The 13,678-nt window shown below is 60.5% G+C and carries 16 protein-coding genes and 2 tRNA genes; 8 read left to right on the forward strand and 10 right to left on the reverse strand.

Annotation, left to right across the window (positions count from 1 at the left end):
• Positions 1 to 63: 63 nt before the first annotated feature.
• Entirely contained in the window at positions 64 to 1,068 is a 1,005-nt protein-coding gene (locus ACN0SW_RS01385; RefSeq protein ID WP_417726093.1) for a hypothetical protein, read from the reverse strand.
• Between the two features lie 193 nt (positions 1,069 to 1,261).
• Positions 1,262 to 1,345: transfer RNA gene (locus ACN0SW_RS01390), tRNA-Tyr, on the reverse strand.
• Between the two features lie 134 nt (positions 1,346 to 1,479).
• Between ACN0SW_RS01390 and rlmB the strand changes: the two genes are divergently transcribed.
• Entirely contained in the window at positions 1,480 to 2,256 is a 777-nt protein-coding gene (gene rlmB, locus ACN0SW_RS01395; protein ID WP_417726094.1) for a 23S rRNA (guanosine(2251)-2'-O)-methyltransferase RlmB, read from the forward strand.
• Here the strand turns inward: rlmB and ACN0SW_RS01400 are convergent.
• Positions 2,238 to 2,453, reverse strand: a complete 216-nt coding sequence (locus tag ACN0SW_RS01400) for a hypothetical protein (RefSeq protein WP_417726095.1) — start codon at positions 2,451 to 2,453, stop codon at positions 2,238 to 2,240. The genes rlmB and ACN0SW_RS01400 overlap by 19 nt on opposite strands.
• 167 nt (positions 2,454 to 2,620) lie before the next feature.
• Entirely contained in the window at positions 2,621 to 2,857 is a 237-nt protein-coding gene (locus tag ACN0SW_RS01405; RefSeq protein WP_417726096.1) for a hypothetical protein, read from the reverse strand.
• 366 nt (positions 2,858 to 3,223) lie between these two features.
• Here ACN0SW_RS01405 and ACN0SW_RS01410 point away from each other — a divergent pair.
• The 3 genes from ACN0SW_RS01410 to ACN0SW_RS01420 all read left to right on the forward strand — a co-directional run bounded on the left by ACN0SW_RS01410 (position 3,224) and on the right by ACN0SW_RS01420 (position 5,580).
• A tRNA-Gly gene (locus ACN0SW_RS01410) sits at positions 3,224 to 3,297 on the forward strand.
• 99 nt (positions 3,298 to 3,396) lie between these two features.
• Positions 3,397 to 5,193, forward strand: coding sequence for an ABC transporter transmembrane domain-containing protein (locus ACN0SW_RS01415; protein ID WP_417726097.1), 1,797 nt, complete (start codon positions 3,397 to 3,399; stop codon positions 5,191 to 5,193).
• A gap of 75 nt (positions 5,194 to 5,268) precedes the next feature.
• A complete protein-coding gene (locus ACN0SW_RS01420) occupies positions 5,269 to 5,580 on the forward strand; it encodes an ETC complex I subunit (protein WP_417726098.1) in 312 nt (103 codons plus the stop codon).
• An 82-nt stretch (positions 5,581 to 5,662) separates the two neighbouring features.
• On the opposite strand, the gene ACN0SW_RS01425 is transcribed toward ACN0SW_RS01420, so the two are convergent.
• Positions 5,663 to 6,451, reverse strand: a complete 789-nt coding sequence (locus tag ACN0SW_RS01425) for a carbon-nitrogen hydrolase family protein (RefSeq protein ID WP_417726099.1) — start codon at positions 6,449 to 6,451, stop codon at positions 5,663 to 5,665.
• Between the two features lie 3 nt (positions 6,452 to 6,454).
• Positions 6,455 to 7,612 (reverse strand): M24 family metallopeptidase, encoded by a 1,158-nt coding sequence (locus tag ACN0SW_RS01430; RefSeq protein ID WP_417726100.1) that lies wholly within the window; start codon positions 7,610 to 7,612, stop codon positions 6,455 to 6,457.
• 263 nt (positions 7,613 to 7,875) lie between these two features.
• On the opposite strand from ACN0SW_RS01430, the gene ACN0SW_RS01435 reads away from it, so the two are divergent.
• Positions 7,876 to 8,601: an arylmalonate decarboxylase gene (locus ACN0SW_RS01435; protein ID WP_417726101.1), complete on the forward strand. Its 726-nt coding sequence runs from the start codon at positions 7,876 to 7,878 to the stop codon at positions 8,599 to 8,601.
• An 81-nt stretch (positions 8,602 to 8,682) separates the two neighbouring features.
• A complete protein-coding gene (locus ACN0SW_RS01440) occupies positions 8,683 to 9,369 on the forward strand; it encodes a GntR family transcriptional regulator (protein WP_417726317.1) in 687 nt (228 codons plus the stop codon).
• Between the two features lie 156 nt (positions 9,370 to 9,525).
• Here ACN0SW_RS01440 and ACN0SW_RS01445 read toward each other — a convergent pair whose 3' ends face one another.
• From ACN0SW_RS01445 to ccmI, 4 genes are all read right to left on the reverse strand, one after another.
• Positions 9,526 to 9,768: a hypothetical protein gene (locus ACN0SW_RS01445; protein ID WP_417726102.1), complete on the reverse strand. Its 243-nt coding sequence runs from the start codon at positions 9,766 to 9,768 to the stop codon at positions 9,526 to 9,528.
• A 114-nt stretch (positions 9,769 to 9,882) separates the two neighbouring features.
• The gene (locus tag ACN0SW_RS01450; protein WP_417726103.1) at positions 9,883 to 10,119 is read right to left on the reverse strand and encodes a DUF1289 domain-containing protein; all 237 of its coding nucleotides are present in this window, start codon (positions 10,117 to 10,119) and stop codon (positions 9,883 to 9,885) included.
• A complete protein-coding gene (ruvX, locus tag ACN0SW_RS01455; RefSeq protein WP_417726104.1) occupies positions 10,109 to 10,591 on the reverse strand; it encodes a Holliday junction resolvase RuvX in 483 nt (160 codons plus the stop codon). Before ruvX ends, ACN0SW_RS01450 begins: the two co-directional genes overlap by 11 nt.
• Positions 10,588 to 11,820 (reverse strand): c-type cytochrome biogenesis protein CcmI, encoded by a 1,233-nt coding sequence (gene ccmI, locus ACN0SW_RS01460; protein ID WP_417726105.1) that lies wholly within the window; start codon positions 11,818 to 11,820, stop codon positions 10,588 to 10,590. Before ccmI ends, ruvX begins: the two co-directional genes overlap by 4 nt.
• Before the next feature lie 214 nt (positions 11,821 to 12,034).
• On the opposite strand from ccmI, the gene ACN0SW_RS01465 reads away from it, so the two are divergent.
• Both ACN0SW_RS01465 and ACN0SW_RS01470 read left to right on the forward strand, forming a co-directional pair.
• Positions 12,035 to 13,279: a sarcosine oxidase subunit beta family protein gene (locus ACN0SW_RS01465; RefSeq protein WP_417726106.1), complete on the forward strand. Its 1,245-nt coding sequence runs from the start codon at positions 12,035 to 12,037 to the stop codon at positions 13,277 to 13,279.
• Between the two features lie 14 nt (positions 13,280 to 13,293).
• Positions 13,294 to 13,623: a sarcosine oxidase subunit delta gene (locus ACN0SW_RS01470; RefSeq protein ID WP_417726107.1), complete on the forward strand. Its 330-nt coding sequence runs from the start codon at positions 13,294 to 13,296 to the stop codon at positions 13,621 to 13,623.
• Positions 13,624 to 13,678: the final 55 nt, after the last annotated feature.

Consider the following 13,678-nt stretch of genomic DNA (forward strand, 5'->3'; position numbering starts at 1 on the left):
TCGAAGGACCTGACCGGGCGTAATCGTGTTTTGGGTAACTGTCGGAAACCGGTTGCCCACCGCTCATCGCATCCAGAATCCGTTACGCTTGATCGTGTTGCGGATCATCTGTTCGCGCCGGGGCAGGTCGTTTTGGTCAAAAAGCGCCCGCACCTTGAGTCCGCGCCCTTGATAGATCATGCGCTTGGCGGGATCATACGTCTTGAGCACGCGCTTGATTTTGTTAGGGGCGGTCACCTCTTGCAGCACCGCGACCACATGGTCCGCCTCCCGCGCATAGAGCAGGGGCAAAAGCCGGTAATGACAACTGACCGCGCCATCCAGCAGGCCGGGCGGTAGCGTGTCGCGCCCGCCACCCAAGCTATGAATCACCAAAGGCAGCGCCACCTGATCGAGCCAAGGGTCAAGCGATTGGCAGATCAGTTCGCGTGGGGCGTCATCCCGGATACTGAGCGCATAATCGAGAAAGCGTTGGCCAAAGACATGCGGGCATTCGTAGAAAAAGAACCCCGCGTTGAAGTAAAGATAGCGTTGCCAGTATTCATCGGGCTGCGTGCGGTCGAGTGAGCTCTCGAAATCAAGCCCGAAACGGTCATAGAGCGATGCCCATATCTGGGTATAGGTGGGGCCATACAGCTCTAGCTGTGGCCAAGTTCCCTCGCGGCGCAGCGACGCGGTGGGGCGCGCGAAATCAAACGGCACCGAGGTGAGATCGCCGCAAATCAACGTATCCGTGTCAAAAAACACAAAGGCTTCACCCTTGGGCAGGGCAAAAAGCGCCTCGATCTTGTTGCCATAGGGGTAGGCTGCGCCGAAATGGCGGCTTTCAAACGGTAGGATTTCCGCCCCAAGCTCGGACAAAAGCGCGCGGGTGTCCTCATCCTTGATCCGGGGATCGTCAGGCCAGAGCGGTCCGGGTTGCGGTTCCGCCACAAAGAGGCGACCGGCAAAGCCGGGCGAGGTGGCGCGCAAGGAGGCGGCAAAGAGAATGGCCTCGTATTGCAACCGACCGGACTGACCGACGATCAGGATGTTATAGGTTTGGGGCGCCTGTGCCTTGGGGGCCATTCTTGTCGTGATCCTGCCTGACTGCCATCGCCACTATAGGGGTAATTTGCCCTACAGATAAAGCAGTTATCGCAAGGCGGCCTGCAAGGGCTGGCCTCTGATTCGAGCCGAGTGCAACCGGATTGCGTCACCACAAGGCGTGGCGCATTGGATCGGGCCAAGGCAAGCAAAGCAGGATTGCTGGAGGGAAAAATGGTGGGCGACCCTGGAATCGAACCAGGCGTGCGTCTCCGCGAGGGAGTTACAGTCCCCTGCCACACCTTGCGGCCTGTCGCCCACTGTCCGGCGCTTGCGCGTCTGACGTGGGGGGCTGATTACTAGTGGCTGCATGCTGCGTCAACCGGAAAATCGCTTGCAAGCCATGCGTGCCCGTCGCATTGTCGCGGGCCGGAAAAGAGGGGCCTTACAGCCATGAAAAAACCCCGTTGGGTGATCGACAAGGAACAGGCCAAACGCGCAGCCGCGTCCGAGACCGTGTGGCTTTTTGGGCTGCATGCGGTGCGTGACGCGCTGCAGAATCCGCGCCGCGAAAAGCTGCGCCTTGTGGTCACGAAAAACGCCGCTGACAAGCTGCAGGCGGCGATTGCCGCAAGCGGCATGCAGCCCGAAGAGGTTGATCCGCGCAAATTCAATGCACCGCTTGATCCGGGATCGGTGCATCAGGGGGCCGCACTTGAGGTCAAGCCGCTGGATTGGGGGTCATTGGGCGAGGTTTGTCTGGGCGATGGCCGCACTTCGCCCCGCGTGGTGCTGCTCGATCGGGTGACGGATCCGCATAACGTCGGTGCTATCCTTCGATCAGCCGAAGTGTTTGGCGCGCGGGCGGTGATCGCTCCCCGCCACCATGCCGCCCCCGAGACCGGCGCGCTTGCGAAAACCGCCAGTGGTGCGCTGGAGCGTCAGCCCTATCTGCGCGTGCGCAATCTGGCCGATGCGATCATCGAGTTGCAGGCGATGGGATATCTGGTGCTGGGGCTGGCGGGTGAGGCGGAGATGCCCATTGAGACAGCGCTGGAGGGCAAGCGTGACCGGCCCGTGGCCTTGGTGCTGGGCGCTGAGGGGCCGGGGTTGCGAGAACGCACGCGCGAAGTTTGCGATGCGCTGGTCCGGATCGAATTTGCCAGCGATTTCGGCTCGCTCAACGTATCCAATGCGGCGGCCGTTGCGCTCTACGCCGCGCGCGGCTGAGGCAGGGCGGCGGCATCCTCAAAGGCATAGAGGAACCGCCCCTTGATCCTCCAGCTGAGACCAAAAGCGCACAGCCCAAGCGATTCGAACGCAAAGGTCAGGCGCAGGCTGTCCCAGATCGCCTCAATGCTCTGTACAATGCCAAGGGGCAGGATCATCTCGAACGGTGCGGCCTTGACCGCCAGCACTCCCACCACGGCAAAGATGATCCTCCCAAGCGCGCGGTACCAGAGGTTGCGCCGGTCCTTGCGGTTGCCAGAGAGGCGGGCGACGGGTCACCTGTCTCGGTCATCGGACATGTCCTTTGCAGGCAGACAAGGTCAAATTACCTCAGGGCCGCCGCAACCCGAAGCGCTTTTGCCCGTCAGGCCGCATCTTCCTCGCCATCCGCGTCCGATACCGTCCAGCGGTTGACATGATCCGATTGATAGACCCTGTCCGCCGATTTTGTGGCACGCATCGACTTGCGTACCGCATAGTCGAGGATGATCCCTCCTCTGTCAGGGACCCCGACAGCCGTCGGCGCTTGCCGGTGATATTGGGATTGGTTGTCGTCGCCCCCTTGCATGCATGCGCAGGTCTGATCGGTTGCAGCGCGCAATGCAGCGCCTCATCGCCCAGCGTCGCCTCCGCAAAGCTATAAACCATCTCGGGGTTGATCTGATAAAATGAGTGATTGACCCAATTTTTGCAGGGGGTGTGCCCGATCAGCACGCCCCCGAGAACTGCCCCTTGACCGTTTCGATCAGTCGGGCAGCGAAGGTGTCGGGAATGGCCATATTTCCGCTCTCTGGAAATCCGGCGCCACGCGGCCAGTCATGTCCGGAACCTGCCTTGGTGCGGACTTGGGCCTGCCCGGGCGCTTTGTGACGTCGAATCAAGCGGGCAGAGGCGCGTGTGCGCTGTGCAAACCAAAGCCCGGATGGTCTTGACCCTCGCGCCCGGCTCCACTAATTACCCGCTGAGCGCGGGCGTTGTGTAATGGTAAGACCTCAGCCTTCCAAGCTGATGACGCGGGTTCGATTCCCGCCGCCCGCTCCATCCTTTCCCTGCGAATCCCCCCTGTGGCTGATCTGTCCCCTTGACCCCGGCCTCATCGCCCGCCAAGAACCATTGCCAAATGGTGAGGAATAAAGACTGATGGTGCGCAGGGCCGAAAACGGGGCTGATCTGCTGGATCGCGAGAAATCGAAACATGTGGGCGCGCTGGCCGAACTTTGGCCGTTCCTGCGCCCTTACCGCGCGCTTTTGGCTGCGGCCATTCTGGCGCTGATGTTGACGGCCAGCGTGGCGCTGGTTCTGCCCTTGGCGGTGCGCCGGGTGGTGGATAATTTCAATGCAGAAAACGGCGCCATCCTCGATCAATACTTCGGCGCGGCGCTGCTGATTGCAGCGCTCTTGGCCGTGGGCACCGGCATGCGCTATCTCTTGGTGACACGGTTGGGTGAGCGTGTCGTCGCAGACATTCGCATGGGCGTGTTCGACCGGGTGATCGGCATGAGCCCCGCTTTCTTTGAGAAGCTGATGACCGGCGAGGTTCTGAGCCGCATCACCACCGATACCACCTTGATCCTTTCGGTGATCGGCTCGTCGATCTCTATTGCGCTGCGCAATCTGCTTATTCTGATCGGCGGCATGGGCCTGATGCTGTTGACCTCGGCCAAGTTGACCGGACTCGTGCTGTTGATCGTGCCGCTGGTGATCGTGCCCATTCTCACACTGGGGCGGCGGATGCGGGTGCTCAGCCGCGAAAATCAGGACTGGATCGCCCTGAGTTCCGGCAATGCCTCAGAGGCCTTGTTGTCTGTGCAGACCGTGCAGGCCTTTACCCATGAGGGCGAGAGTCGCGCGCGCTTTGCCGATGTGACAGAACGCAGTCATGACGCCGCGCGCCGCCGCGTCAATACCCGCGCACTGATGACGGTGATTGTCATCTTCCTCGTGTTCACTGGAATTGTCGGCGTGCTCTGGATTGGTGCGCGCGACGTGCGCGCGGGCGACATGACAGCGGGCAGCCTCGTGCAATTCGTGATCTACGCGGTGATGGTTGCAGGTGCCGTGGCGGCGCTTTCTGAAATCTGGGGCGAATTGCAACGTGCGGCTGGGGCGACAGAGCGTCTGATCGAGCTACTGCAGGCTGAGGACCCGGTGCGCGACCCCGCCCACCCTGTGGCCGTACCGCGCCCGGTGCGCGGCGAGATCACCTTTGAGGATGTTCACTTTGCCTATCCGTCGCGGCCGGGTATTCCCGCGCTCGACACTGTTAACCTGATCATCCGCCCCGGTGAAACCGTGGCGCTGGTTGGCCCCTCCGGGGCGGGCAAGACCAGTGTGATCCAGCTTATTCAGCGATTCTATGACCCGGACGCGGGGCGGATTACCCTTGATGGCGTGGCGCTCTCGGATATGGCGCGCCACGAGTTCCGCCGCGATCTGGCACTGGTGCCGCAGGACCCGGTGATCTTTGCCGCTTCGGCACGGGAAAACATCCGCTTTGGTCGGCTCGACGCCACCGATTCTGAAATCGAGGCCGCAGCCCGTGCGGCGGCAGCGCATGACTTCATTTCCGCCTTGCCAGACGGCTATGATACCTATGTGGGCGAGCGCGGCGTCATGCTTTCGGGTGGACAAAAGCAGCGGATCGCCATCGCCCGCGCTATCCTGCGTGATGCGGCGGTGCTGCTCTTGGACGAGGCGACCAGCGCGCTTGATGCCGAGAGCGAGCGTGCCGTCCAGCGCGCGGTCGAGACCATGGCCCGCACACGCACGACGATCATCGTGGCACATCGCCTGGCGACGGTGAAAAAGGCCGACCGGATTGTGGTGATGGATCAGGGTCAGATCGTGGCGCAGGGCACCCATGACAGCCTTGTCGCGGAAAATGGCCTCTATGCACGCCTTGCCCGCCTGCAATTCACCGATGGCGAGGCCGCCTGAGCGCGGCCATTCGCCTCTTGCCGTGGTCTCGCCGATTTGGGATAAACCACCAGCGATCATCTGAGGGAGAACCATATGCCCGCGCGCATCTACAAACCGGCCCGTAACGCCATGCAGTCCGGCACCGCCAAGACCAAGCACTGGGTGTTGGAATTCGTGTCCGAGACTGCGCGCGAGGTTGATCCGCTGATGGGTTGGACCTCGAACGCCGATACGCAGGCGCAGGTTCGGCTGCGGTTCGAGACCAAGGAAGCGGCGCTGCAATATGCCAAGGATCACGCGATTGACGCCGTGGTGCAGGAACCGCATGCGCGCAAACCGAATATTCGCGCTGGTGGATACGGCGACAATTTCGCCACCAACCGCCGTCAGGTCTGGACGCACTAAGCGGCTGTCGAATGGCCCTGACCCAAGATACGGTCAGTCGAAACCTGGGCTTTCCCAACCGGTTGGGCCATGGGGAACCGTATCAGTTCTGAGGCAGCGCCTTTCGGTCGATCAGATAGGGCAGGCGCGTCTGTGCGGCTTTGACTTTTTCGCCGTTGAAACGCGCAATCAGCACCTCCGACCTGTCCCCGGCGCGCGCCAGAGCCTTGCCATCCGGGCCAATGATGCAACTGCTGCCGAGAAAATCCATACCGTTTTCGTGCCCCGCCGAATTGGCATAGCAGATGTAGACACCGTTTTCGAACGCACGCGCCGGGATCACGCAGTCCGCAACCACCCCCCATTGCGCCCCGAGCGCGGTGGGAACAAGAACGAGAGCCGCGCCAGCGGCGGCGACGGCGCGAAAGGTTTCGGGGAACTCGGCATCATAGCAGATCAGCGTGGCCGCAGTGATGCCCTCAATCTCGAACATTGTATAGCAGCTTCCCGGGCTAAAGTGATCTCCTTCAAATCCCGGTGGCAACAGAAGCTTTCGGTGAGTCGAGAGCAGCTGCCCATCCTTGCCGACGCAATTTGCGGTGTTGAACAGATGGCCTTCCGTGGCTTCTGCAAAGCCATAATGGATTGCGGTGCCATGCCGCTGAGCCAACGCGGAAATCACCTCAAAGGACGGACCGTCCGCAGGCTCGCCCCATTGCGCGATCGCATCGCCCACGTTGTAGCCTGTCAGAAACAGTTCCGGCAGAATCAGCAGATCGATGCCTTGACCGGCAAGACTGTCAAGGCATCCGCGCAACCAGTCGAGACGTGCCTGCGGTCCGACGAGGTTCGCAGGGCTTTGGGCAACAGCCAGCGTCAGATCACGAGCCATGTGTCAGGTCCGGCTCAGGAGGATTTCGCGGGGATAGTTGGTGACATAGTCCGTACCGGTTTTGGTCACGACCACCGAGTCGCCGATCCTGCCTGCTGTCACCCCATCCACCGAGATGCCACCATCCACGGCGAATGTCATGCCTGCTTGCAGAACGGTCGTGTCGCCGGTCTTCAGTTCCGGCGCTTCCAGGTAGGCCACACCGATTGAGCGGCCCGTGCGATAACCGGTCTTATACCCATGTCGCTGATAGACATCGTTCGCCGCGGCCGCGACGTCTTCGGCCAGAATACCCGGGCGCATCACGGAAATCGCAGCCTGCTGAGCCTCAATCGCGGCTTCTTGGGCGCGACGGGCCTCGTCGGTCACGTCGCCGATATGGAACATCCGGTCAAAGCCAAGCTTGTATTGCTTGAACTGCGCCATGTTGCAGAAACAGAAATAGACCGGGTCGAACTTTTCATAGGCCTTCACGCTAGAGCGACGGTGCACCATTGAGGCATCCTTGCCGCTCTGCATGATCTGCAGGTTGTGGATCATCGGCGAGACGAAACGCTCCCATCCCCGGTCGCTCAGAAAGGAGGCGGCCTTGCGGGACCCGGCGTCGATCACGGCAAGGGCCGATTCATACTCAAGCGCGCCTTCGCGCAGGCTGTCATGGGCCGCAGCCATCATGGCGCCGGCAATCTCGCCGGCCTGTTTCATCACGTTGATCTCAAAGGGTGTCTTGATCATCCGCATCGGGCCGAGGACTTGGGAAATATCCTTGAGGGGCACGCCCGGATGGGTGTCGTCGAGATGGTTGCGGATTATCGCTGGAATGGACCCGCGCTCGATCCATATTTCTGACGGGGAATCGCCAAGCGCCCGTGCCAATGCTCGCCCCCAGCTTCGCTGACCGATATCTTCCCATGTCTCGACCCGCTCGACCCAGGTCATTTCGGCCACCATTTCAGACTCCATTAATGGCGTGATGACAATGGGGGCTTCTTCGGCATCAACGATCAGCATGGTCGGACGACCAAATTCAATTCCCAGATACCCCCAAAAACCGGCCAGATACGCAATAGAGCTTTCATCGGTGAAGACAGCCTTGCGTATCCCTTGGTCACGCATGCGCTCTTGCAGGATGACGGTTCGTTTGCGGGCTTCTTCAAGCATAGCTGTGCTCTTTTCGATTTAAATTTCAGGGATAGATGACTTTTTAGATCATTGCATTGGGGCGCAGATAGGCGCGCCTGTCGTGGCGCTTTCCTCCAAGTGATGCATCGGTCTGGTTCGTGATTCGACAGAGTTGTGTTGCTCAAGCCTAAATACAGTAACTTAGTATAGGTGTATACAGTAACTTGATATATAGTTATGATATGGTGAAATATTAGATATTTATACCAAACCATTATACAGCATCAAGGGGGGACGCATTAATGTTTGATGCAGGTCGGCACCACAAGGCCAAGATCGGTTTTGTTCTCTTAGCGACAGAGCAGACCATCGAGGACGATATGTTCACTCTCTGTCCAGAGGGGGTTGGTGTGCATTTCTCTCGCGCTTGGATCGAAGACCGCATCACGGTCGATAGCCTGCTTCGGCACGCCGACGCGCTGTCGCAGGCGGCAAAGATGCTTTTGCCCGATGGCAGTCTCGACGTAATCTGCTACGGCTGTACCTCTGGCAGTCTTGTTATCGGTGAGGAACGCGTTGCGAGCGAGCTTTCCAAAGGTGCGCCAAACGCAAAACCAACCAGCTTGATTGCGGCGGTGATCGCAGCCTTGCGGGCGGTCGGCGCAAAGCGGGTCGCGGTTGCAACACCCTATATCGACGAAATCAACAACCAAGAAAAAATCTATCTGGAGCGGGCGGGATTCGAAATTCCACGGATCGAAGGACTTCGGCTTGAAAAAGACAGCGACATGATCCGAGTAAACCCGGATTACCTCGCAAAGTTTGTCGCATCCGTGGATACGCCTGACAGCGATACAGTTTTCATCAGTTGTGGTGCGCTGCGGTCAATCGACATAGTGGACCGGCTGGAACAGCAACTGGGCAAGCCGGTGATTTGCTCAAATCAGGCGATGATGTGGCATGTGCTGCGCCTTGCAGGGGTTCATGACCGGCGACCGGGCTTTGGCAGGCTGCTCCGAGAGTGCTGACCCTGCCACATCCGCGCCATCAGAGGTGACCGGGCTCCGTTGCAGCCCAACAGGCAAGAAGGAACCGTTTAGTTGAACGACATGGAAACGACCCAGATTGAGGGGCCTGAGCATGCTGAGAAACCGGGCGTCGAGGATATCCAGCAGTTGATTCTAAGGCGGATCTGCTTTCTGGACTATGCCCCCGGGGATCGCTTGAAGGAGGCGGAACTCGCAGAAGAATTCGGTGTCAGCCGCACGCCCGTTCGGGATGCGATCAGCAGGATCAATCACTTGGGCCTTGTCGAAACGCTGAACGGGGTGGGGACAGTCGTCGTCAAATTGTCTCCGGATAAAATCGCCGAAGTTTATGATGTTCGACTCCATCTGGCGACGCTGATCGGAAAGAGCGCGCCGGTCCAAATTAATCAAGGCCACCTGTCGCGCCTGCGCACCCTGCTAGAAGAGGCGCGGGCACTGAATAAAGAAACGGAATCCCGGAAGTATATGCAGATCAATTACCGTCTCCACGGTCTGACGCGCGATCTGATCGGGAACTCTGTCCTGCGATCTTTCTGGACGCAGGCATTCTATCAGGCCGCAAGCACTTGGCATAATCTGATCGAAGACGCCGGAGAAGAAGCCGCAGAGGCGCTGATCAACGAGCTTGTGGACCTTGAAACCGCGTTACTGGAGGGCGACATTGAGGCTGTTGGCCATCTTCAACATGTCCACATTAGCTATGGCTACAGACGCATACGAAGGGTGCTGTTCGGCGATCCAATCTAAGGCCGTCGCCACGCACACAGTCGGGCTGAAATTCCAAGGTTCGTTTGACATTCGGGTTTCGCGGCCTCTTGGTTTCCGATCCAGAGGGCTTGAAAACAAGAAACACGCCTCGAACCGGGTCCGGGGCGTTTCTTTGTTTCGGTGGTTGATTTTCGCTCAGGAGGCGCGGAAAAGATCCGAACGCGCTGCCAGATCTGCGATCAGCGTTTCCCGCTTGAGGCCCATCTTTGCAAGCTTGGCATCGCTGGCAATCGACAGGATCTCGACATCATGGGCAAAACGGTTTGCGGCGGCAACCGACTGAAAAAAGCCGTCGATCGCGCGCAGCGGGGCCAGCGCAAAGCGGGCGATGGAGCCGAACATCGGTGCCGGAACATTGCTATGATACGAATAGGCCATTGCTGAACTCTCCTGAGTATGCCGCGTTAGCAGCATAAATATACTGCAGTGCAGCAATTTTCCATACCGCAGTATGCAAACCCGATCTGCGCAGACGGAATGGCTCTGCCGCGATCAGCTCTGGCTGAGACGCGCTGCGCGGCCTCCCCGGCGTTTACGCAGCAATCCGGCACGGTCGGGCAGGGCCTCAATGATCTCGTGCCGCTCTGTGGCGGACATCTTGGTCCATCGGGTGATTTCATCAATCGAGCGCAGGCACCCGGTGCAGATCCGTGCCTCCGGATGCACCACGCAGACCTTCACACACGGGCTCTCGACCTCATCGCGCACCCAAGGGCTCTCATCTGTCATGCTCGGCCCTCATGTGGCTCATCCGGTCCAATACCCCTTGCAGGATATAGGCGGCAGCGATGTTGTCGATCACCTCAGAACGACGCTTTCGTGTCGCATCCGCCTCGATCAGGGCTCTTTCGGCCGCGACGGTTGACAAACGCTCATCCCAATAGCCGATGGGCAGCTCGGTCAAACGCGACAGATTGCGGGCAAAGGCGCGGGTGGATTGCGCGCGCGGCCCCTCGCTGCCGTCCATGTTGCGCGGCAGGCCGAGGATGACCCCCCCCACCTCGCGCGCGGTCATGATGTGCAGCAATCGCGCAGCATCCTCGGTGAACTTTACCCGCTTCACGGTTTCATGCGGGCTTGCCACAGACCAGAGCCGGTCCGACAGCGCCACACCAATCGTCTTGGTTCCCAGATCAAGGCCGATGATCGGACGGCCCTGCGTCAAGGCGTCGGCAAACTCTGCAATATCCTCAAAGATCATTCTGCCACGCCCGCACGCTCTGCTGCGGCGCGCACGGTGGCCAACTGCTCGGGATGGTCGGCAAAGACCTCTTGCGCCTCGGTCCAAATTCGTCGCGCATTCTCCGTCTCGCCCAACACGCCGTAGGCATTGATCAGGCGGGCCCAATCCTCTTGGGTGCCCCCCTCATCGGCCAGTCGCTGCGCCAGACCGGCCACCATGCCCCGGATCATCTGCTGCTGCGCCTCGGGGGTCATGTCTTCGGCTGCGGCAATGTCCGCTGCGGTTGGCCCCGGTGCATCCAGCAGCGGCGGCAGCGTATAACGCACCCCGGCGCGCGCGGCCAATTCCTCGATCTCGGCCCGGATCGTGGGCACCCATGGCGCCTCTGATTTGCTATCGTTCAACAGCGCCTCCCACAAACGAAAGGCTGCATCGGGGCGGTCCACCTGCATCATGTAGAGCCCAAGGTAAAATCGCGCCGAGGGGTCACGACCGTCCTGATCCAACGCTGCGCGCAAGGCCTGTTCCGCCTCTGCCGATACATAGCCACCGCTTGCGTTGATCATCAGCTCCGCCAGCATCACATGATCTGCGGCGCTGGCCTCATGGCCTTTGACAGCAATCAATTGCTGCTGCGTCTTGCGGGCCGCCACCATATTGCCAAGTGCGGCCTCACTGCGCACCAGAAACCGCAGGCCTTGCTGATCCTCTGGCCGCTCCGCGACTGTCTTGCGCAACTGCGCGATCAGCTTGAGATACTCCTCGCTCGTGCCTTCCGGCGCGCCGACCTCGCCGGGTCCGAACCGCTCTTCGGCGGCTGCCTGATCCAGCCGCGCCGCCCGCTCCGCCTCTGACGCGGCAAGCCGCGCTGACATGGGAAAATCTGAATAACCCGGCGCACCAACACGATCATAGATCAGCACGCCCCCCCCCGCGATCACCGCCACAATCACCCCGGCCATCAGCAGACCCGCTGCGCGCGGTTGACCTCCATCGGTGCCGCCCCCGCGCAATTGCGCATCCGCCGCCAGCACCTTGCGCGAGATTTCAGCCTGCAGCCGTGCGGCATCCTCGGCCCCGATCACGCCGCGCGCCGTATCGCGTTCGATTTCTTTCAACTGATCGCGGTAGACCTGCAGATCATAGGCCGCAGGCGGGGCATCCCCCACCCGACCGCGCATCAGCGTCAGCCCGAGAATGGCCCCCACGCCAAGCGCCAATGCCGCAACGATGATCCAGAACCCCATGACTTTCCCTTCTGTGTTGCCCTCATGTAACCGCCCCTGCGCCGGGAAAAAAGGGCCAAGCGCTCACTTCCGGGGCTCCGGCCCGCGCCCCGATGTCGCAATGTCGCTATTGATACCGTTTCCGCCGCCCGGAGTATCCTTTCCCCAAACCATCTGACGCATTACGATGACAGTCGCATCCAAGCCCGAATCCACCCAAATCCAGAGAGCGCGCATGAAACACTATTCCGCCTTTGCCGTCGCCCGCGAAGCCCTGCGTTACCACATGGGGTGGGAGCGTGCCTGGGCCTCGCCCGAGCCGAAAAAGAAATACGATGTCATCATCGTGGGCGCGGGTGGTCATGGTCTGGCCACAGCCTATTACCTCGGCAAGAATTTCGGCATCACCAACGTGGCCGTGCTGGAAAAGGGCTGGCTGGGCGGAGGCAACACTGGCCGCAACACCACCATCATCCGCTCGAATTACCTGCAAGACCCCTCCGCCGCGATCTACGAGAAAGCGCGCTCGCTCTACGAGACTCTGTCACAGGATATTAACTACAACATCATGTTCAGCCCCCGTGGGTTGATCATGCTGGCGCAGACCGAACATGAGGTGCGCGGCTATCAGCGCACGGCGCATGCCAACGCGCTGCAAGGTGTTTCGACCGAATTCATCTCGCCTGCGCGCGTCAAGGAAATCGTGCCGATCATCAATCTTGATGGCCCGCGTTATCCGGTTTTGGGCGGTCTCTATCAGGCGCGCGGCGGCACGGCGCGCCACGATGCGGTGGCTTGGGGTTATGCCCGCGCCTGTTCCGCCATGGGCATGCACATCTTGCAAAAATGCGAAGTCACCGGGATTTCCCGCGAGAATGGCCGTGTGACCGGCGTCACCACCAATCGCGGCGATATCGGCTGTGACAAACTCGGCATCGTTGTGGCGGGCCATTCCGGCCACTTGGCCGATATGGCGGGCTTCCGCCTGCCCATCGAATCCGTGGCGCTGCAAGCGCTCGTGTCCGAGCCGATCAAACCCTGTATGGATTGCGTCGTCATGGCCAACACCGTGCACGGCTACATGTCGCAATCCGACAAGGGCGAGATGGTGATCGGCGGCGGCACCGACGGCTATAACAACTACACGCAGCGCGGCTCGTTCCACCATGTCGAGGAAACCGTCCGGGCCCTGATCGAGACCTTCCCGATGGTCGCGCGCCTCAAGATGCTGCGCCAATGGGGCGGCATCGTGGACGTGACCGGCGACCGCTCGCCGATCCTGTCGAAGACCCCGGTCGATGGCATCTTCATCAACTGCGGCTGGGGCACCGGCGGCTTCAAGGCCATCCCCGGCTCCGGCTGGGGCTTTGCCGAACTTATGGCCAAGGGCCACTCACCGCTCTGCGACGAATTCGGCCTCGACCGCTTCTACCAAGGCCGGTTTATTGACGAATCCGTCGCCGCTGGCGTCGCCCACTAAGGAGGGACAGAACCATGCTAATCCTCACCTGCCCCTGCTGCGGCGTTACGGGCGAAGAAACCGAATTCCACCAAGGCGGCGAGGCGCATCTCAAGCGCTTTGGCCCCGGCTCGGCGGACGATGACTTTCACACTTATATGTTCGCCAAGGAAAATCCCAAAGGCGCGCATTTCGAACGCTGGCGGCACAATAATGGCTGCGGCAAGTGGTTCATCATGGCCCGCGATACCATGACGCTCGAGGTCTATGGCGCATACCCCGCCCAGACCCACGAGCCGCCGCAGGCAATCCGCGACGCGATCACCGCCAAACGCCCCGGCTGGCGTTGGAGAGAATTCGCATGAGCCTTCACCGTTTCGAAAATACTCAATCCACAACGCCCCAACCGGGCACGAGGGT

The organism is Roseovarius sp. (genome assembly GCF_048262375.1).
Classification (GTDB): domain Bacteria; phylum Pseudomonadota; class Alphaproteobacteria; order Rhodobacterales; family Rhodobacteraceae; genus Roseovarius.

Coding starts and splice junctions, on each gene's coding strand:
- ACN0SW_RS01385 (WP_417726093.1), bottom strand. CDS start 1,068: ATGGCCCCCAAGGCACAGGCGCCCCAAACCTATAACATCCTGATCGTC.
- rlmB (WP_417726094.1), top strand. CDS start 1,480: ATGAAAAAACCCCGTTGGGTGATCGACAAGGAACAGGCCAAACGCGCA.
- ACN0SW_RS01415 (WP_417726097.1), top strand. CDS start 3,397: ATGGTGCGCAGGGCCGAAAACGGGGCTGATCTGCTGGATCGCGAGAAA.
- ACN0SW_RS01420 (WP_417726098.1), top strand. CDS start 5,269: ATGCCCGCGCGCATCTACAAACCGGCCCGTAACGCCATGCAGTCCGGC.
- ACN0SW_RS01425 (WP_417726099.1), bottom strand. CDS start 6,451: ATGGCTCGTGATCTGACGCTGGCTGTTGCCCAAAGCCCTGCGAACCTC.
- ACN0SW_RS01430 (WP_417726100.1), bottom strand. CDS start 7,612: ATGCTTGAAGAAGCCCGCAAACGAACCGTCATCCTGCAAGAGCGCATG.
- ACN0SW_RS01435 (WP_417726101.1), top strand. CDS start 7,876: ATGTTTGATGCAGGTCGGCACCACAAGGCCAAGATCGGTTTTGTTCTC.
- ACN0SW_RS01440 (WP_417726317.1), top strand. CDS start 8,683: ATGGAAACGACCCAGATTGAGGGGCCTGAGCATGCTGAGAAACCGGGC.
- ACN0SW_RS01445 (WP_417726102.1), bottom strand. CDS start 9,768: ATGGCCTATTCGTATCATAGCAATGTTCCGGCACCGATGTTCGGCTCC.
- ACN0SW_RS01450 (WP_417726103.1), bottom strand. CDS start 10,119: ATGACAGATGAGAGCCCTTGGGTGCGCGATGAGGTCGAGAGCCCGTGT.
- ruvX (WP_417726104.1), bottom strand. CDS start 10,591: ATGATCTTTGAGGATATTGCAGAGTTTGCCGACGCCTTGACGCAGGGC.
- ccmI (WP_417726105.1), bottom strand. CDS start 11,820: ATGGGGTTCTGGATCATCGTTGCGGCATTGGCGCTTGGCGTGGGGGCC.
- ACN0SW_RS01465 (WP_417726106.1), top strand. CDS start 12,035: ATGAAACACTATTCCGCCTTTGCCGTCGCCCGCGAAGCCCTGCGTTAC.
- ACN0SW_RS01470 (WP_417726107.1), top strand. CDS start 13,294: ATGCTAATCCTCACCTGCCCCTGCTGCGGCGTTACGGGCGAAGAAACC.